The sequence below is a fragment of the Citrobacter sp. CK195 genome (assembly GCF_030333365.1).
GTDB classification, from domain to species: Bacteria; Pseudomonadota; Gammaproteobacteria; order Enterobacterales; family Enterobacteriaceae; genus Citrobacter_B; species Citrobacter_B koseri.
Map to the genome: position 1 here is coordinate 14,929 of NZ_JAOWGB010000021.1, position 18,540 is coordinate 33,468.

At 52.6% G+C, this 18,540-nt stretch carries 15 protein-coding genes; 12 read left to right on the forward strand and 3 right to left on the reverse strand.

Annotation, left to right across the window (positions count from 1 at the left end; genetic code table 11):
- The first annotated feature begins 54 nt into the window (after positions 1-54).
- From rspA to OGX93_RS03325, 4 genes are all read left to right on the forward strand, one after another.
- Positions 55-1,269, forward strand: coding sequence for a starvation-sensing protein RspA (gene rspA / locus OGX93_RS03310; protein ID WP_012132448.1), 1,215 nt, complete (start codon positions 55-57; stop codon positions 1,267-1,269).
- A gap of 13 nt (positions 1,270-1,282) precedes the next feature.
- Complete coding sequence (locus OGX93_RS03315) at positions 1,283-2,302, forward strand: Zn-dependent oxidoreductase (protein ID WP_012132447.1); 1,020 nt, start codon at positions 1,283-1,285, stop codon at positions 2,300-2,302.
- A 53-nt stretch (positions 2,303-2,355) separates the two neighbouring features.
- The gene (locus OGX93_RS03320) at positions 2,356-3,735 is read left to right on the forward strand and encodes an MFS transporter (protein ID WP_012132446.1); all 1,380 of its coding nucleotides are present in this window, start codon (positions 2,356-2,358) and stop codon (positions 3,733-3,735) included.
- Positions 3,736-3,910: 175 nt separating this feature from the next.
- Positions 3,911-5,383, forward strand: coding sequence for a mannitol dehydrogenase family protein (locus OGX93_RS03325; RefSeq protein WP_286449510.1), 1,473 nt, complete (start codon positions 3,911-3,913; stop codon positions 5,381-5,383).
- Between the two features lie 107 nt (positions 5,384-5,490).
- Here the strand turns inward: OGX93_RS03325 and OGX93_RS03330 are convergent, their stop codons facing one another.
- Both OGX93_RS03330 and ydfG read right to left on the reverse strand, forming a co-directional pair.
- The gene (locus tag OGX93_RS03330; protein ID WP_012132443.1) at positions 5,491-6,177 is read right to left on the reverse strand and encodes a GntR family transcriptional regulator; all 687 of its coding nucleotides are present in this window, start codon (positions 6,175-6,177) and stop codon (positions 5,491-5,493) included.
- 87 nt (positions 6,178-6,264) lie between these two features.
- Positions 6,265-7,011: a bifunctional NADP-dependent 3-hydroxy acid dehydrogenase/3-hydroxypropionate dehydrogenase YdfG gene (gene ydfG / locus OGX93_RS03335; RefSeq protein ID WP_024130344.1), complete on the reverse strand. Its 747-nt coding sequence runs from the start codon at positions 7,009-7,011 to the stop codon at positions 6,265-6,267.
- Positions 7,012-7,148: 137 nt separating this feature from the next.
- On the opposite strand from ydfG, the gene dcp reads away from it, so the two are divergent.
- The 3 genes from dcp (at position 7,149) to OGX93_RS03350 (ending at position 11,646) form a co-directional block, all read left to right on the forward strand.
- Positions 7,149-9,194, forward strand: a complete 2,046-nt coding sequence (dcp, locus tag OGX93_RS03340; RefSeq protein WP_286449512.1) for a peptidyl-dipeptidase Dcp — start codon at positions 7,149-7,151, stop codon at positions 9,192-9,194.
- Positions 9,195-9,394: 200 nt separating this feature from the next.
- Positions 9,395-10,573, forward strand: a complete 1,179-nt coding sequence (locus OGX93_RS03345; RefSeq protein ID WP_286449514.1) for a serine hydrolase domain-containing protein — start codon at positions 9,395-9,397, stop codon at positions 10,571-10,573.
- 182 nt (positions 10,574-10,755) lie between these two features.
- On the forward strand, positions 10,756-11,646 hold the full coding sequence (locus OGX93_RS03350; protein WP_024130343.1) for a diguanylate cyclase: 891 nt from the start codon (positions 10,756-10,758) through the stop codon (positions 11,644-11,646).
- 332 nt (positions 11,647-11,978) lie between these two features.
- Here OGX93_RS03350 and mgtS read toward each other — a convergent pair whose 3' ends face one another.
- Positions 11,979-12,074, reverse strand: a complete 96-nt coding sequence (mgtS, locus tag OGX93_RS03355; protein ID WP_000901367.1) for a protein MgtS — start codon at positions 12,072-12,074, stop codon at positions 11,979-11,981.
- A 329-nt stretch (positions 12,075-12,403) separates the two neighbouring features.
- Here mgtS and OGX93_RS03360 point away from each other — a divergent pair, with 329 nt between their 5' ends.
- The 5 genes from OGX93_RS03360 (at position 12,404) to urtD (ending at position 18,531) form a co-directional block, all read left to right on the forward strand.
- Positions 12,404-13,507 (forward strand): cobalamin-independent methionine synthase II family protein, encoded by a 1,104-nt coding sequence (locus OGX93_RS03360; protein WP_286449516.1) that lies wholly within the window; start codon positions 12,404-12,406, stop codon positions 13,505-13,507.
- Positions 13,508-13,770: 263 nt separating this feature from the next.
- A complete protein-coding gene (gene urtA / locus OGX93_RS03365; protein ID WP_012132435.1) occupies positions 13,771-15,042 on the forward strand; it encodes an urea ABC transporter substrate-binding protein in 1,272 nt (423 codons plus the stop codon).
- 44 nt (positions 15,043-15,086) lie between these two features.
- Positions 15,087-16,661 (forward strand): urea ABC transporter permease subunit UrtB, encoded by a 1,575-nt coding sequence (gene urtB, locus OGX93_RS03370; RefSeq protein WP_012132434.1) that lies wholly within the window; start codon positions 15,087-15,089, stop codon positions 16,659-16,661.
- Positions 16,661-17,734 (forward strand): urea ABC transporter permease subunit UrtC, encoded by a 1,074-nt coding sequence (gene urtC / locus OGX93_RS03375; RefSeq protein ID WP_012132433.1) that lies wholly within the window; start codon positions 16,661-16,663, stop codon positions 17,732-17,734. The genes urtB and urtC overlap by 1 nt, the downstream gene beginning before the upstream one ends.
- Complete coding sequence (gene urtD, locus OGX93_RS03380) at positions 17,734-18,531, forward strand: urea ABC transporter ATP-binding protein UrtD (RefSeq protein WP_024130341.1); 798 nt, start codon at positions 17,734-17,736, stop codon at positions 18,529-18,531. Before urtC ends, urtD begins: the two co-directional genes overlap by 1 nt.
- Positions 18,532-18,540: the final 9 nt, after the last annotated feature.

Genomic DNA, 18,540 nt, shown 5'->3' on the forward strand with positions numbered 1-18,540 from the left:
TAGTTCAGGTGTGTAAATTTCCTGCATCGCACAGAAGAGATGTAAGGAACAACAATGAAGATTGTAGGGGCTGAAGTTTTTGTCACATGTCCGGGACGTAACTTTGTCACGCTGAAAATCACCACCGAGGACGGTATCACCGGCCTGGGCGACGCTACCCTGAATGGCCGTGAGCTGTCGGTGGCATCCTATCTGAAAGATCACCTTTGCCCGCAGCTTATTGGCCGCGATGCGCACCGTATCGAAGATATCTGGCAGTTCTTTTATAAAGGCGCCTACTGGCGTCGCGGGCCGGTCACGATGTCTGCTATTTCTGCCGTTGACATGGCGCTGTGGGATATCAAAGCGAAAGCCGCCAACATGCCGCTGTATCAGTTGCTGGGCGGCGCATCCCGCGAAGGCGTGATGGTCTATTGCCACACGACGGGTCACACCATTGATGATGTGCTGGAAGATTATGCGCGTCACAAAGAGATGGGGTTTAAAGCGATTCGCGTGCAGTGCGGCGTGCCGGGTATGAAAACCACCTACGGCATGTCTAAAGGCAAAGGTCTGGCCTACGAACCCGCTACGAAAGGCCAGTGGCCGGAAGAGCAACTCTGGTCAACCGAGAAATATCTCGATTTCACGCCGAAACTGTTTGACGCCGTACGTGCTGAATTTGGTTTTGAAGAGCATTTGCTTCACGACATGCACCACCGCCTGACGCCGATTGAAGCCGCCCGTTTTGGTAAGCGCGTTGAGGATTATCGTCTGTTCTGGATGGAAGACCCGACGCCTGCGGAAAACCAGGAATGCTTCCGTCTGATTCGTCAGCATACGGTGACGCCGATTGCCGTCGGGGAAGTGTTCAACAGCATCTGGGACTGCAAGCAGCTCATTGAAGAGCAACTGATTGACTATATCCGCACCACCATTACCCATGCCGGCGGCATTACGGGGATGCGCCGCATTGCGGATTTTGCCTCGCTTTACCAGGTGCGCACGGGGTCTCATGGGCCTTCTGATTTGTCGCCGGTTTGCATGGCCGCAGCGCTTCACTTTGATCTGTGGGTGCCTAACTTTGGCGTTCAGGAATACATGGGGTACTCCGAACAAATGCTTGATGTCTTCCCGCATAGCTGGACGTTCGATAACGGCTATATGCACCCAGGCGACAAGCCAGGTCTTGGTATTGAGTTTGATGAAAAACTGGCGGCGAAATATCCGTATGACCCTGCGTATTTGCCGGTCGCCCGTCTGGAAGATGGCACGTTGTGGAACTGGTAAGGAGTGATATGACATGAAAAGTATAGTGATTGAAAAACCTGACACGCTGGTTTTAGCGGAGCGTCCTATCCCTGAGCCTGCGGCCGGGGACGTTCGGGTTAAAGTGAAACTGGCGGGGATCTGCGGTTCTGATAGCCATATCTATCGTGGGCATAATCCTTTTGCAAAGTATCCGCGTGTTATCGGGCATGAATTTTTTGGTGTGATTGACGCCGTAGGCGAAGGTGTTAGCCACGCCAGAGTGGGGGAACGCGTATCGGTCGATCCCGTCATCAGTTGCGGGCATTGCTATCCCTGTTCAATAGGCAAGCCCAATGTATGTACCTCGCTGGTTGTTCTGGGCGTACACCGCGACGGCGGATTTAGTGAATATGCGGTCGTTCCGGCGAAAAACGCGTTTACGATCCCGGATGCCATTGCTGATAAGCACGCGGTGATGGTTGAACCTTTCACCATTGCGGCGAACGTCACCGGGCAGGTTAATCCGACAGAGAACGATATTGCGCTGATTTATGGCGCAGGGCCGATGGGACTGACGACGGTTCAGGCGCTGAAGGGCGTTTATAACGTTAAAGAGGTGATTGTTGCCGATCGTATTGATGAACGACTGGAGATGGCGAAAGAAAGCGGCGCCGACTGGGTTATCAATAATGGACAGCAATCTCTGCAAGATTTCCTGGATGAAAAAGGGTTAAAACCGACGCTGATCGTCGATGCGGCGTGTCATCCGTCTATTTTACAAGAAGCTATCTCGCTGGCGTCGCCCGCCGCGCGCATTGTACTGATGGGGTTCTCCAGCGATCCTTGCCAGATTGTGCAGCAGGGGATTACCGGCAAGGAGCTGTCAATTTATTCCTCCCGTTTGAATGCGAATAAATTCCCGGTCGTTATTGGCTGGCTGGAAAAAGGTCTGATCGATCCCGATAAGCTCGTCACGCATACGTTTAATTATCACCATGTCACTGACGCGATTGAATTGTTTGAGAAAGACCAACGGCACTGCTGCAAGGTTTTACTCACATTCTCTGAATAATATTAATAAATGCGAGAGAGTGGTACGCATCTTACCTCTTAGAGATTGCCAATATGACTCAACAAAAACATGAACGGTCAACAAAAGATTTAATCAGAGCCGCCGTATCCGGTTGGCTGGGAACCGCCCTTGAATTTATGGATTTCCAGTTATATTCTCTGGGCGCTGCATTAGTTTTCCATGAAATATTTTTCCCGGAACAGTCCGCCGCAATGGCGCTTATTCTGGCGATGGGAACCTATGGCGCAGGATATATCGCACGTATTGTCGGCGCGTTTATTTTCGGAAAAATGGGCGACAGTATTGGGCGTAAAAAGGTCTTGTTTATCACTATCACCATGATGGGGATTTGTACAACCCTCATTGGGGTTCTGCCGACCTATGCGCAAATTGGTATATTTGCGCCTGTTTTACTGGTGACGTTACGTATTGTTCAGGGGTTAGGCGCCGGGGCGGAGATCTCCGGGGCGGGAACGATGCTGGCTGAGTATGCGCCTAAAGGGAAACGCGGCATTATTTCCTCGCTTGTCGCAATGGGAACAAACTGCGGTACGCTGAGCGCAACGGCAATCTGGGCAGTGATGTTCTTTGCGCTTGACAGAGAACAGCTTCTGGCCTGGGGATGGCGTATCCCATTCCTGGCGAGCGTTGTTGTCATGATCTTCGCTATCTGGCTGCGTATGAACCTCAAAGAAAGCCCGGTATTTGAAAAGGTCAATGAAAGCGAAAATGCGCCGGCGTTAAATAACGCATCAGAAAACACATTGGGTGCCATGTTTAGCAGTAAATCCTTCTGGCTGGCAACTGGTTTACGTTTCGGTCAGGCGGGCAATTCTGGGTTAATTCAGACATTCCTTGCAGGATATTTAGTGCAGACGTTATTATTCAATAAGGCGATTCCTACCGACGCGTTAATGATTAGCTCTGTCATTGGTTTTATTACTATTCCACTTTTAGGGTGGTTATCTGATAAATATGGCCGTCGCCTGCCTTATATTTTATTGAATATATCTGCGATTATTCTTGCGTACCCGATGTTGTCTATCATCGTGGATAAAACCTATAGCCCCGGCGTGATTATGACCGCGCTTATTGTTATTCATAACTTTGCCGTGCTGGGTCTCTTCGCGCTGGAAAACATTACGATGGCCGAGATGTTTGGTTCGCGTAATCGCTTTACCCGGATGGCGATTTCAAAAGAAGCCGGTGGCTTAGTCGCCGTTGGATTTGGTCCTGTACTGGCAGGTATTTTCTGTAATATGACCGATTCCTGGTTGCCTATATTAGCGATGATCATTGCCTATTCTCTTATCGGCTTAATTTCAGCGATTTTGATGCCGGAAGTGAGAGATCGCGATCTGAGCGTGCTGGAGGATGCAGCGGACCTAAAGGCGGCAAGTAGCGTTCAGGGTTCGGCAACGCAGGTAGGGTAACGTCGCACAGGGCATGACCGGAATGGACAGGGAGTGTTGAATTTCGGTCATGTTGTCACATAACTTTAAAATGATGTCATACCAATTGCAAAAAGCTTAATTCAAATCAAATCATACAACCCTACAGGCGTTACTCTGAGACGGTCCTGAATTCATTCATACAATAGGTCATACCATGCAAAACAAGCTCTTAACGGCTAAGGCTTCGCTTCCTCATTACGATCGCGCCAGACTGGTTCCTCGCATTGTGCATTTGGGCTTTGGCGCATTCCATCGCGCGCATCAGGGTGTCTACGCGGATATCCTCGCGGCGGAACACAACAGCGACTGGGGATATTGTGAAGTCAACCTGATTGGCGGCGAGCAGCAGATTGCCGACCTGAAACAGCAAGACAACCTGTATACCGTGGCGGAAATGTCAGCGGATGCCTGGACCTCAAGGGTTGTTGGGGTGGTAAAAAACGCGCTGCACGCGCAGGTTGACGGTCTGGAAACCGTCCTGGCCGCCATGTGCGAGCCGCAGGTGGCGATTGTTTCCCTGACGATAACAGAAAAAGGGTACTGCCACTCTCCGGCGACCGGTCAGTTGATGCTGGATCACCCGATGATCGCCGCCGATCTGCAAAACCCGCAGCAGCCGAAGTCCGCGCCTGGCGTGGTGGTGGAAGCGCTGGCGCGTCGTAAAGCGGCTGGCCAGGCGCCATTTACCGTGATGTCCTGCGATAACATGCCTGAAAATGGACACGTCATGCGCAATGTGGTTACTGCCTATGCCCGTGCGGTAGATGCAGAGCTGGCCGCGTGGATTGAGCAACATGTGACGTTCCCGTCCACGATGGTTGATCGTATTGTACCGGCGGTGACGGCTGACACGCTGGATAAGATCGAACAGTTAACCGGCGTACGCGATCCTGCGGGTGTGGCGTGTGAACCGTTCCGTCAGTGGGTGATTGAGGATAATTTTGTCGCGGGTCGCCCTGAATGGGAAAAAGCGGGCGCTGAACTGGTGGCAGATGTTATCCCGTTCGAAGAGATGAAACTGCGTATGCTTAATGGCAGTCACTCATTCCTGGCGTACCTCGGGTATCTGGCGGGCTATCAGCACATTAATGACTGCATGGAAGATGAGAATTACCGCCTGGCCGCGCATGCGTTGATGTTGCAGGAACAGGCGCCGACGCTGAAAGTGAAGGGGGTGGATCTGAAGCGTTATGCCGATTTGCTGATCGCGCGCTACAGCAACCCGGCGTTGCTTCACCGTACCTGGCAAATTGCGATGGACGGTAGCCAGAAACTGCCGCAGCGTATGCTGGACTCCGTTCGCTGGCATATCGCGCATAACAGCCGTTTCGACCTGCTGGCCTTAGGCGTGGCGGGCTGGATGCGTTACGTTGGCGGCGTTGATGAGCAGGGGAATCCGATTGAAATTAGCGATCCGCTGCTGCCGGTTATTCAGCAAGCGGTTCAGGGCAGTGAAGAAGGGGAAAGTCGCGTTCAGGCGCTGCTGGCCATTGATGCGATTTTCGGTAACGAATTGCCGCACGTTGAGCTGTTTACGGATAAGGTGAAAGAAGCGTATCTGTCGCTGCTTGCCAACGGCGCGAAAGCAACCGTTGCAAAATATGCGGCGAATATCGCATCAGCGTAATCTCTGCGTGGTTGTAGGCCGGATAAGGCCTGCAACGTTCAACATTATTGACTATTGTAGGCCGGATAAGGCGGTTACGCCGCCATCCGGCTTGTTTGTCAGCGGGATTACTCTTCGCTGAACCAGTCGCTGTTTTCCTGGCGGATAAGCTGAACGGACTCGCCAATCTCCTGTAGATGCACAGTCATGGCGCGTTCCACCGCGTCGGCGTCATGCTTTTCCAGGGCGGCAAAAATATCATGATGCTGGCGCAGCAACATTTCAGGCGGTGACACATGATCCAGACTCATATAACGCACGCGGTCGATGGTGGCTTTAATATTTTCAACCGTATCCCACGCCAGCTGACAATCGGCAATTAATGCCAGTTTCTGGTGAAATTCATCATCAAGCTGGAAGAAATCGTTGAGCTGCTTGCGGTCGATGGCGATCCGCTGCTGGTGAAGGTTCTGCTCCAGCTGATAGCACTGGCTGTCGGTGATCATCAACGCCGCGCGACGAACGACCGCACATTCGATGGCCTGTCGGACAAAACACCCATTCTGCACCTGCGATAATGAAATCTTATTCACATAGCTGCCGCGCTGAGGGCGGATTTGAATCAAACCGTTTTCCGCCAGCTTAATAAACGCTTCACGTACAGGCTGGCGCGACACGTTAAAGCGCACGGAAACCTCTTTCTCGGAAAGCGGTGTGCCTGGCGCAATCAGACAGTGCACGATGTCACGTCGGAGAATGCGGTAAATTTGCTGATTTACAGGCTGCGTAGGATTGAGTTGGGTTTCAACGGTCATTCGTTCTTACTTTTTAGAGAGTTAACCAGAGTACTCTACCACTTTTTTGTCACTATCTATACCCGACCCGCAGACCGGGTATAAAAATTAACCCCGATGAACGCTCAGTCCGGCAAAAGACTGCGTAACCGGCATCATTTCCAGCGTATTAATGTTCACATGCGCAGGCAGATTAGCGACCCACCATACCGCTTCTGTGACATCATCCGGCGTGAGCGCGGTTGTGTTCTCGTAGGTTTTACCCGCTTTGTCGTCATCGCCTTTAAAGCGGACGTTAGAAAACTCCGTGCCGCCGACCAGACCGGGTTCAATATCGGTAACGCGTACTGCCGTACCGTGTAAATCCGTGCGCAGATTCAGACTGAACTGGCGCACAAACGCTTTGGTTGCGCCATATACGTTGCCACCCGCGTATGGCCAGCTACCTGCGGTAGAGCCAATATTGATGATGTGGCCGCGATTGCGCTCCACCATGCCAGGCAGAACCGCGCGGGTCATGTAAATAAGACCTTTGTTGTTCGTGTCGATCATGGTTTCCCAGTCTTCCACGCTGGCTTTATGCGCGGGTTCAAGCCCCAGCGCCAGCCCGGCGTTGTTGACCAGCACATCAATGTTGCGCCACTCTGCGGGTAATGACGCCAGCATATCTTCAATGGATGCACGGTTACGCACATCTAAACGAGCGATAAACAGATTGTCGCCCAGCTCATCTTTCAGTTCTTGCAGGCGTTCCTGGCGACGGCCAGTGGCAATCACTTTGTGTCCATTCTCAATAAAACGACGTGTAATGCATTCGCCGAAACCTGCGGTCGCACCGGTGACTAAAACGATCATCTCACTGTTCCTCAACGCTTTTTGTGTTGTATTACCATAGCACGCCATCTCTGTTCAGGGGTAATCCTCGTTAATGGGATTGCGGTCATTTCAAGGGAGACCTACTCTAATGAACAAATCGTTTGCAGGAGTGAAAAATGTCGTTAACGAATCCATTCTTTAGCCAGAGCGTATTGCCTTACCAGGCCCCGCGTTTTGATCTGATTGAAGACCGCCATTACCGCCCGGCGTTTGACGAAGGGATGCGGCAAAAGCGTGCTGAAATTGATGCGATTGTCCAAAACCCGCAGGCGCCTGATTTTGAGAACACGTATCTGGCGCTGGAGCAAAGCGGCGCGTTGCTCACCCGTGTGACAAGCGTGTTTTTCGCCATGACAGCGGCGCATACCAATGACGAATTACAGCGCCTTGATGAAGCCTTTTCCGCTGAACTGGCGGCGCTGGCAAATGATATTTATCTCAACAGTACGCTCTTTGCGCGTGTGGATGCGGTCTGGCAACAGCGGGAGACGCTGGCGCTGGATGCCGAGTCGTTGCGTCTTGTGGAGGTTATCCACCAGCGTTTTGTACTTTCCGGCGCGCAGCTTGGCGATGACGATAAAGCGCAGCTCAGGAGCCTGAATACCGAATCCGCCACGCTGACCAGCCAGTTTAATCAGCGGCTGTTGGCGGCGAATAAATCCGGTGGGATGGTGGTTGATTATCGCCATCAACTGGACGGATTGAGTCAGGAGGAGGTCGCTCTTGCCGCTGGTGCCGCCAGGGAAAAAGGGCTGGCGGATCGCTGGCTTATTCCGCTTCTCAATACCACACAACAACCGACACTGGCCGTTTTACGCGATCGCCAGACCCGTGAAAATCTGTTTAACGCCGCATGGACTCGTGCGGAAAAGAACGACGCCAACGACACGCGTGCGATTGTTCAGCGTCTGGTGGACATCCGTACCCGGCAGGCAACATTACTCGGGTTTGCCAGTTATGCCGCCTGGAAAACCGCCGATCAGATGGCGAAGACGCCTGACGTGGCGCTCGCTTTTATGCGCGCCATTGTCCCGGCCGCGCGTCAGCGCGCGCTGGATGAGCAGGCTGAGATCCAGAAAGTGATCGATGATGAGCAGGGAGGATTCACGACCCAGGCGTGGGACTGGGCGTACTATGCTGAGCAGGTACGCCGTGGAAAATACGTGCTGGATGAAGCGCAGCTCAAACCTTACTTTGCGTTAGATACGGTACTGAACGACGGCGTGTTCTGGACGGCAAACCAGCTGTTCGGCATTAAATTTATCGAGCGCTTTGATATCCCGGTTTACCATCCTGATGTGCGCGTCTGGGAAATTTTCGATCATGATGGCGTCGGCCTGGCGTTGTTTTATGGTGATTTCTTTGCCCGCGAGTCAAAAAGCGGCGGCGCATGGATGGGCAATTTTATTGAACAATCCACGCTTAACGAAACCAGACCGGTTATCTACAATGTCTGTAATTACCAGAAGCCAGCGGCAGGGCAGCCCGCATTGTTGCTTTGGGATGATGTGATCACCTTGTTCCATGAATTTGGTCACACGCTGCACGGCCTGTTTGCGACACAGCGCTATGCGACGCTGTCGGGGACGAACACCCCGCGCGATTTTGTCGAATTTCCTTCGCAGATTAATGAGCACTGGGCGAGTCATCCGCAGGTGTTCGAACGCTATGCGCGCCACGTCGGGACGGGTGAAAAAATGCCTGAAGCGTTGCAGGAAAAAATGCGGCGGGCAAGCCTGTTTAACAAAGGCTATGACATGACGGAACTGCTCAGCGCCGCATTGCTGGATATGCGCTGGCACAGTCTTGAAACCTTTTCGGCATCGCAGTCGGTCGATCTCTTTGAACAGCAGGCGCTGGCGGCGGAAGAACTCGATCTTCCGGCAGTGCCGCCGCGCTACCGGAGCAGCTATTTCGCCCATATTTTCGGTGGCGGGTATGCGGCAGGCTATTACGCCTATTTGTGGACGCAAATGCTGGCAGACGACGGCTACCAGTGGTTTGTTGAACAGGGAGGGTTAACGCGTGAGAACGGACAGCGTTTCCGTGATGCCATCTTGTCACGCGGCAACAGTACGGACCTGGAACGCCTCTACCCGGCGTGGCGGGGTCATGAACCGCGTATCGAACCCATGTTAAAACACCGGGGTTTAGACCGCTAAGCGCAAGGGCGCTGCCTGAATGTTTATCAGGTAACGCTCTGATTTTTTGTCAATGTTAAGTAAGCTGCCGGGATACTGGTGTACAATGCGGGCTTCTTTTTATCCGGGGCCCCTGTTTTCATGTGTTCGTATTCTCTTCCGCTTTTCTCTTTGTTTGAGAAAAAACCTGTTGTGTCTGTGAATCAGAACTGATGCGAACAATGAAAATTAAACACCAGATGCTCTGCGTATCCTTATTTGCGCTCATCGGGTGTGGCAACAGTACGCTTTCACAGCTGGATATGCCTGCGCAAAAAAGCGCGCAAGTTGTGGTGGGATACTACGGACGCGGTATTGATCCGATGATTCGGCAATATATGCGGGAAAAAGAGGTGACTGGCGTCGTTGTTGCTGTTATTCAGAATAATGGCCCGGCAGAATTTCACAGTTACGGGATAACCGATGATAAAAATCGTTATCCCATCACGCCAGATACGCTGTTCGCTTTAGGTTCGCTGAGTAAAGGCGTGACGGCAGAAGTGACGACGATGCTGGTGGATGAAGGGGTGTTTAACTGGACGGATACACTGGAAACGTTGCTTCCACAGAATACGCCTTTAAGCCCTGACGCCAAAAATATTACGCTCCTCCAGTTGGTGACTCACACTTCCGGTTTACCCCGGCAGCCTATGGATTTGCTGACGCTGGAAAACTTAATGCGCTATTTCAGTAACGGCGAGAACTTTTATACGCAGCTGGACAGCGACGCCGTGCTGGGTTATCTCAGTGATTTTACTGCGCCGGACGCGCGCGTTCCGCAGTATTCCAACATCGGCTACGCCATCCTGGGGTATATTTTGCAGCGCAGAACGGGAGAGCCGATCCAGGCGCTGGCGCAACGCATGATATTTGAACCGCTGGCGATGGCAAACAGCAGTTATACGCCCATGTTATTGAAGGCATACCCGCGAAGAGCGCTGGGCCATGCTGGCGATCAGCCTAAGCTCATTACCCGTGGTCATCTGACGCCAGACTGGGTTTTTAACAAAAATATGATGGGGGCGGCCAGTTTATATAGTAGCGCCCGCGATCTGGCTAATTATGCCCGCGCGCATTTTACATCCACAACCGTTTCGGCTATCGATCGGGCTTTTGCTGAAGCCACACAGACTTATTATTATCGACAGAAAGAAGCAGCGAATATTGCGTGGGTGAGTGATGAGTTTTCTGCGCAAAAGATCACCTATCAGGTCGGATATATTGGTGGGTATTCCAGCTATATTGGGTTTGATAAAAGAAATCGCAACGCGGTAGTGGTTTTGCAAAATAGTTTCAACTGGAGTAATTATATCGGTCAGACGATCCTGACTCGCCTGGCGCAGCAGGGGAAGGGCGATTAAAGATGTTAAGCGCATTGCAAATATTCCAGGATTATTCACTTTTTTCCTTTATTACCGCTTTAAAATCATAACGTTATAGATTCTCCATTTCCTGGTTCGGCCTTCTATTAATAAATTGACATAAATTTGCTTTTGTACCGCTAGACTACGGTACATCAAGGATGTATGCCCAAGGAGTGGCAATGATTAAAAAAACGATAGAAATCGATACCATCTTGTTAGATCTGAACCAGTCTATTGATGCCCACTATCAGTGGCTGGTGAAAATGTTTCGTTGCACAGTGTCTGGCGATGTCAATCAACCCGATATTTTCGATATCAATTCTCACTGTCTGTGTCAGTTCAGCCAATGGCTAAATAATCATCCGGTACACGAACCTGAAGAAAAGGGCTTTGTTATCAAGATTATTATTGCTCATGAACACATGCATACACGAGGTCGGGAATTACTGCGGGCGATCGCAGAGAAACGTTCGGAAGATCACCATTTTGACCGTTTTCAGGAAGCGTTATTAGCATTTACCTCGGCGGTGATGGACTACAAAATATATCTGCTCAATATTCGCAGTAATATGGATATATTAACCGGATTACCCGGGCGCAGAGTCCTTGATGAATCTTTCGATCGTCAGCTTATTGATGCGCAACCGCTTAATTTATATTTGCTGCTTTTTGATATTGACCGCTTTAAATTGGTCAATGACAACTATGGTCATCTGGTCGGTGATAGCGTGCTGCGCACCCTGGCGTCGAATTTATCCGTCTGGACGCGCTACGATGAAACGCCTTACCGCTATGGCGGGGAGGAGTTTGTGATTATCATCCGTACAAAAACGGATGAACAGGCCTGTCGGGCAGGGTTACGTATCTGCCAGCTAGTGGCGGATAATCCGATTAACTACCCTGACGGAGAACTTTCGATAACGGTAACTGCGGGCATTACCCAGGCGCAGCAGGGAGAGCCGCTGGATGTCGTCATCGGACGCGCAGACAGGGCAATGTACCGGGGTAAACAAACCGGAAGGAATCGCTGCATGTTTATGGACAAAGATCAGCAAATCACGCGTGTGTAGCATGAGCCGAACGGCACGCTCTTTACATAACCGGTTATTCACTGACATAAGTGTGCAAAGGGATGGAAGCGCGAAACGCCGGTTTTGCTGGTTTAGTTCTATGTTGTTTAACCTTCATTGATATTGTCTGTGTCAGGATGGTAAACGATCCGTTATCTGCGCAGGGAATTGCCTGATAACGCATAAGGTAAAAACACAAATCTATCCATGCAAGCATTCACCGCTGGTTTATCCGGCGGTTTTTTTTGTCTGTCTGCCGGGCGGGTAAAAAAATGGCCCCTTGTGCAGTTACGCTACAAGGGGCCTTGTCGGTGAGGAGCTATCTCCGTTCATTAATCATCCCATTTATGGCTGAAATACGCGGCCAGAAAACCAGAAAATAAAATAATTCCCAGAACGGCCATGAAAACGTTCATATTACCCAGCATATAATGCCTCCTTTTATTTGTGTGTTTCCTCTCTTACCTTAATTCACCTCATGAGCACCCATAGTAGCAGATTAAATCTAAACAAATGCTGAATTAGGTGATTATTTCAACGTTAACGTCAGGATTTTTCCGGTATGGGATTTCAGACTATGAAAAAGCGTCACAAAGCGATGAGGCAATGTGAATTTATTTCAAGGGTGATGAATTTTTCTCGGTTGTCAGTGAGCAGGTTGCATGTCATTTTTAGACGCATAGCCATCCAGAAGTCTAAACTTCAAATAATAAATTATCACGTCAGGCAACTAATGCCGGGTGAATGAGGAGATCACATGCAAAAACAACAGGCCCCGTTTCGCGCAGACATCGTCGGCAGTTTTTTACGCCCGGACGCGATCAAACAAGCTCGTTTGCAATTTGCACGCGGCGAGATAACGGCGCAACAATTGCGTACGGTGGAAGATGACGCTATCCGCACCGTTGTGGAGCAGCAGTGTGCCTGCGGGCTGCATGTCGTCACGGATGGCGAGTTTCGCCGCGCCTGGTGGCATTTTGATTTCTTCGATGGACTGCAAGGCGTTGAACGCTATGACGCTGAGAAGGGGATCCAGTTTAATGGCGTGCAGACAAAAGCGCACGGCGTGCGCGTTACCGGAAAACTGGGGTTTGGCGATCACCCTATGCTGGAAGACTTCCGCTATCTGAAAAGCATTAGCGGCGCAGCCGAGCCCAAAATGACCATTCCATCCCCCAGCGTGCTGCATTTCCGTGGCGGGCGCAAAGATATCGATGCTACCGTTTATCCGCATCTGGACGCTTATTTTGATGATTTGGCTACCACCTGGCGCGATGCGATTCATGCTTTTTATGAAGCTGGCTGTCGTTATCTGCAATTGGATGACACCGTCTGGGCTTACTTGTGCTCCGACCAGCAACGTCAGCAGATTCGTGAGCGGGGTGACGATCCTGACGAACTGGCGCAGATTTATGCCCGCGTGATTAACCGTGCGCTGGAGGATAAACCAGCCGATCTGACGGTCGGGCTGCATGTTTGCAGAGGAAATTTCCGTTCGACGTGGATCTCTGAAGGGGGCTATGAACCGGTGGCGGAAGTGTTGTTCGGCACGGTGAACGTTGATGCGTTTTTCCTGGAATATGATAACGATCGCTCCGGTGATTTCGCGCCGCTGCGCTTTGTTCGACCCGGACGTCAGCAGGTGGTTCTGGGTCTGGTGACCACGAAAAACGGCGATCTGGAAAACCCGGAAGGGGTGAAAGCCCGCTTGCAGGAGGCAGAGCGCTATGTCGCAAAAGAGCAGATCTGCCTTAGCCCACAGTGCGGATTTGCCTCCACGGAAGAGGGGAATACGCTGACGGAAGCCCAACAATGGGGCAAAGTACGCCTCATCACCGAAATCGCCAGTCAGGTCTGGTAAGTTGCCTCTCTTTATTACACAGCGTTGCACATTCGTAATGCAACGCTGTTTCATTCTGGATCATTTTCCTCGTTGTATTTCCCGCCTTGTGGTTTCCGATTTTCTTGTTTCAGCCCTGTTGCCGGTTAATAAATTGATATTTATAGATATTTAAAAATCTGGCACCGATTTTGCCTTATCACTTCTGAACATCCTTAATTTGCACCATTTGCCCGTCCGGTTGCACCGGGACTTCCAGCAAGCTTAATTTCAGGAGTGAAACTATGCAGCGTCGTACATTATTAAAAGCCTTTGCACTGTCCGCCTCGGTGGTTGCGATGGGGCTGAGCTTTAGCGTTCAGGCGGCCGATACGATTAAGGTCGGCATCATGCATTCGCTATCCGGCACGATGGCCATTTCGGAAACCCCGCTTAAAGATATGGCGTTGATGACGATTGATGAGATCAATGCTAAAGGCGGCGTGCTGGGCAAAAAGCTGGAACCGGTGGTGGTTGACCCGGCCTCAAACTGGCCGTTGTTTGCAGAGAAAGCGCGTCAGCTGCTGAGCCAGGATAAAGTCGCGGTCGTGTTTGGCTGCTGGACGTCGGTATCGCGTAAATCGGTGTTGCCGGTATTTGAAGAGTTAAACGGGCTGCTGTTTTACCCTGTGCAATACGAAGGGGAAGAGTTATCGCCGAATGTTTTCTATACCGGCGCAGCGCCAAATCAGCAGGCTATTCCGGCTGTCGAATATCTGATGAGTGAAGACGGCGGCAGCGCGAAACGCTTTTTCCTGCTGGGAACCGATTATGTCTACCCTCGTACCACCAATAAGATCCTTCGCGCCTGGCTGCATGCCAAAGGCGTCGAGGATAAAGATATTGAAGAGGTGTATACCCCGTTCGGACACAGCGATTACCAGACTATCGTCGCCAATATCAAAAAATTCTCTGCGGGCGGTAAAACGGCGGTGGTCTCCACCATTAACGGCGACTCAAATGTTCCGTTCTACAAAGAGCTGGCGAATCAGGGGATAAAAGCGACAGACGTGCCGGTCGTGGCATTCTCGGTCGGTGAAGAGGAGTTGCGCGGTATCGATACCAGACCGCTGGTGGGCAACCTGGCGGCGTGGAACTATTTTGAATCTGTCGACAACCCCACTAACCAGAAATTCGTTGCGGATTACCGGGCATACGCCAAAGCGCATAAGCTGCCGAATGCCGACACCGTCGTGACCAACGATCCGATGGAAGCGACCTATGTGGGCCTGCATATGTGGGCGCAGGCAGTAGAAAAAGCCGGTACGACCGACGTCGATAAAGTCCGCGAGGCGATGGCGGGGCAATCCTTCGCTGCGCCGTCTGGCTTTACCCTGACGATGGACGCCACCAACCACCATCTGCATAAACCCGTCATGATTGGCGAAATTGAAGATAACGGCCAGTTCAATGTGGTATGGCAAACCGACGAACCGGTTCGCGCCCAGCCCTGGAGCCCGTTTATCGCCGGTAACGATAAAAAATCAGACCAGCCTGTTAAAACCGCCAGCAACTGATCTTTTGCCCTCCTGCGGGAGGGCACATTCTGGAGAACACTTTCATGAAAGCCATGCGCTTTATTCGGGGTGTGTTGCTAATGACGTGGCTGGTGCCGTGGATCGTGCAGGCAACCGATGCCGATGTATTTGTTGGCGCCAGCCGGGCGCAACAGGCGACGTTATTAGAACAATGGGCCATCACGCCTGAGGCGCAGCGTTTGCCTTTGTTGAACGCATTAGCGCGTGAGAATGTGCTGACTGATAGCGCAAAGCACGCTTTCATTCGGCAGGGTACGCAGGTTCTGCCGCTCGGCGCTGTCGCCGCACCCGATGGCGAACTGAAAAAAGTTCGTCTGACTAACCGTCTGCGAAACCTGGTCAGTGGGGCGTTAGCCACGCATCAACTATTAAGTGACAATGTCACGGAAAGAGCCGCTGCCGCCAGCCTGTTACAGCGGGAGGCCACGCCCGCGATGCTGCCGCTTTTACAGCAGCGGCTGGCGCAGGAAACGGAAAGCGAAGTGACATCACGTCTGGAGATTGCGCTGGCTAACCTGCAACTGGTGAGTCCTTCCGCTGACGTCCGGCGTCAGGCGATTGTCTTACTGGGGCAGTCGGGCGACCCGGAAACGCAATCACGCCTGCAACCCTTTACGGATGCTGAACATGAACCGGATGCGCGTGTTCGCGAGGCCGCGACAGAAAGCCTGAACGCAATCGCGCAGCGGATGGTGATTGGCGATCTCCTGGGGCAGGCATTTATGGGGCTGTCGCTGGGATCGATTCTGCTGCTGGCGGCCCTGGGGCTGGCGATCACCTATGGATTACTGGGCGTAATCAATATGGCTCACGGTGAAATGCTGATGCTTGGCGCGTACAGCACATGGATGGTTCAGCAGTTTATGGGGCAGTTCATGCCACAGTGGCTGGCGTTTTATCCCGTTGTGGCGTTGCCGGTTGCCTTCCTGATCGCTGCCGGAACTGGAATGGCGCTGGAGCGCGGCATTATTCGCCATCTTTATGGTCGTCCTCTCGAAACGCTGCTGGCGACCTGGGGGATTAGCCTGATGCTGATCCAACTGGTACGCATGACCTTTGGCGCGCAAAACCTGGAGGTTGCCAACCCTGCGTGGCTTTCTGGCGGGGTGCAGGTCTATGCCAACCTGACGTTGCCCTGGAACCGTATCGTGGTGCTGGGGTTCGCCATGCTGGTGCTGTTTTTCACCTGGCTATTGCTGAATAAAACCCGCCTCGGGATGCGCGTTCGCGCGGTAACGCAGAACCGCAGTATGGCGGCGTGTTGCGGCGTGCCGACGGGGCGCGTGGACATGCTGGCGTTTGGCCTCGGGTCGGGGATCGCCGGATTGGGCGGCGTGGCCTTGTCGCAACTGGGCAACGTCGGGCCGGAACTGGGTCAGGGATACATTATTGATTCATTTTTAGTGGTGGTGCTCGGTGGCGTCGGACAACTGGCGGGAAGCGTGGCCGCCGCATTTGGGTTGGGTATCTTCAATAAGATTCTGGAACCGCAAATGGGCGCGGTGCTGGGCAAAATCGTCATTCTGATTGCGATCGTTCTGTTTATCCAGAAACGGCCTCAGGGATTGTTTGCGCTGAAAGGGAGGGTTATTGATTAATGACCATGCCAATGACATTAACACTGGCGCGTAGAGCGCCGCGTACTGTCCAGGTTTTTGGCCTTTGCCTGCTGGCGGCGCTGCTGATTCTGCCTTTTCTGGCGCTGCTGCCTGCGGATCACCCGCTGGCTGTCCCGGTCTGGGTGTTAACGCTGGCCGGGAAGATCCTCTGTTACGCCATTGTCGCTGTGGCGCTGGATCTGGTGTGGGGGTATGCCGGAATGCTGTCGCTGGGGCACGGTATTTTCTTCGCGCTGGGCGGGTATGCGATGGGAATGTATCTGATGCGTCAGGCCTCTGGCGACGGACTTCCCGCGTTTATGTCTTTCCTCTCCTGGAGTGAATTACCGTGGTTCTGGTGGGGAACGCAGCACTTCGCCTGGGCGATGCTGCTGGTCGTGCTGGTTCCGGGACTGCTGGCGCTGGTGTTCGGCTATTTTGCCTTTCGCTCAAAAATCAAAGGCGTCTATTTTTCCATTATGACCCAGGCGCTGACGTTCGCAGGCATGCTGCTGTTTTTCCGTAACGAAACCGGGTTTGGCGGCAATAACGGGTTTACGGGGTTTACCACGTTGCTGGGCTTTCCTGTTGCGGCGACCTCCACGCGCGTTGCGCTGTTTCTCGCGACCGTCATATTACTGGTGCTGGCGCTGTGGCTGGGGTATCTCCTTGCGCGCAGTAAGTTTGGCCGCGTTCTGACCGCCGTGCGCGATGCGGAAAATCGCCTGATGTTTTGTGGGTACGATCCGCGTGGCTTCAAACTGCTGGTATGGACGCTCTCCGCTGTTCTGTGCGGTCTGGCGGGCGCTCTGTACGTTCCTCAGGTCGGCATCATTAACCCCAGCGAAATGTCGCCGACCAACTCTATTGAAGCGGCCATCTGGGTCGCGCTGGGCGGGCGCGGCACCTTAATTGGCCCGGTGTTTGGCGCAGTGCTGGTGAACGGCGCTAAAAGTCTGTTTACGGTGATTATGCCGGAGTACTGGCAGCTGTTTCTCGGCCTGATCTTTATTGGCGTTACGCTGTTTTTACCGCGCGGCGTCATTGGTCTGTTTCGCAAAGGAGAAAAATGATGCAACCGGATGACGGACTTTTTACCCGCCAGTTGCCGGGGGATCGTTTTCGCGATCAAACAGACCCGGTTCTGCAACTGGAAGGGATCAACGTCAATTTTGACGGCTTCCAGGCGCTGACGGATTTAACCCTGAACATTGGCGTAGGGGAATTGCGCTGCGTTATTGGCCCTAATGGCGCCGGAAAAACCACCTTAATGGACGTGATTACCGGTAAAACCCGGCCGCAAAGCGGACGCGCGATTTACGATCAGTCCACGGACTTAACTTCGCTCGATCCTATTGCGATTGCCCGCCAGGGCATTGGGCGTAAATTTCAGAAACCGACCGTGTTTGAGGCCCTGACGGTGGAGGAGAATCTGGAACTGGCGATGAAAGAGGATAAATCCGTCTGGGCCACGTTAAGAGCGCGCCTCTCGGGCGAACAGCGGGATCGCATTGACGAGATGCTCGGGTTATTGCGCCTGGGCGCGGAGCGTGGGCGTCGCGCCGGGCTGCTTTCGCACGGACAAAAGCAGTTTCTGGAAATCGGTATGCTGCTGGTACAGGAGCCGCACCTGCTGCTGCTGGATGAACCTGCGGCGGGAATGACGGACGCGGAAACGGAGTATACCGCCGAACTGTTCCGCACTCTGGCAGGGAAACACTCGCTGATGGTGGTGGAGCATGACATGGGGTTTGTCGAAACCATTGCCGACCATGTTACCGTTTTGCATCAGGGGCGCGTGCTGGCGGAAGGGAGCCTGCGCGACGTCCAGGCCAATGAACAGGTTATTGAAGTTTACCTCGGGCGATAGGGAGGACGG

Coding starts and splice junctions, on each gene's coding strand:
- rspA (WP_012132448.1), top strand. CDS start 55: ATGAAGATTGTAGGGGCTGAAGTTTTTGTCACATGTCCGGGACGTAAC.
- OGX93_RS03315 (WP_012132447.1), top strand. CDS start 1,283: ATGAAAAGTATAGTGATTGAAAAACCTGACACGCTGGTTTTAGCGGAG.
- OGX93_RS03320 (WP_012132446.1), top strand. CDS start 2,356: ATGACTCAACAAAAACATGAACGGTCAACAAAAGATTTAATCAGAGCC.
- OGX93_RS03325 (WP_286449510.1), top strand. CDS start 3,911: ATGCAAAACAAGCTCTTAACGGCTAAGGCTTCGCTTCCTCATTACGAT.
- OGX93_RS03330 (WP_012132443.1), bottom strand. CDS start 6,177: ATGACCGTTGAAACCCAACTCAATCCTACGCAGCCTGTAAATCAGCAA.
- ydfG (WP_024130344.1), bottom strand. CDS start 7,011: ATGATCGTTTTAGTCACCGGTGCGACCGCAGGTTTCGGCGAATGCATT.
- dcp (WP_286449512.1), top strand. CDS start 7,149: ATGTCGTTAACGAATCCATTCTTTAGCCAGAGCGTATTGCCTTACCAG.
- OGX93_RS03345 (WP_286449514.1), top strand. CDS start 9,395: ATGAAAATTAAACACCAGATGCTCTGCGTATCCTTATTTGCGCTCATC.
- OGX93_RS03350 (WP_024130343.1), top strand. CDS start 10,756: ATGATTAAAAAAACGATAGAAATCGATACCATCTTGTTAGATCTGAAC.
- mgtS (WP_000901367.1), bottom strand. CDS start 12,074: ATGCTGGGTAATATGAACGTTTTCATGGCCGTTCTGGGAATTATTTTA.
- OGX93_RS03360 (WP_286449516.1), top strand. CDS start 12,404: ATGCAAAAACAACAGGCCCCGTTTCGCGCAGACATCGTCGGCAGTTTT.
- urtA (WP_012132435.1), top strand. CDS start 13,771: ATGCAGCGTCGTACATTATTAAAAGCCTTTGCACTGTCCGCCTCGGTG.
- urtB (WP_012132434.1), top strand. CDS start 15,087: ATGAAAGCCATGCGCTTTATTCGGGGTGTGTTGCTAATGACGTGGCTG.
- urtC (WP_012132433.1), top strand. CDS start 16,661: ATGACCATGCCAATGACATTAACACTGGCGCGTAGAGCGCCGCGTACT.
- urtD (WP_024130341.1), top strand. CDS start 17,734: ATGCAACCGGATGACGGACTTTTTACCCGCCAGTTGCCGGGGGATCGT.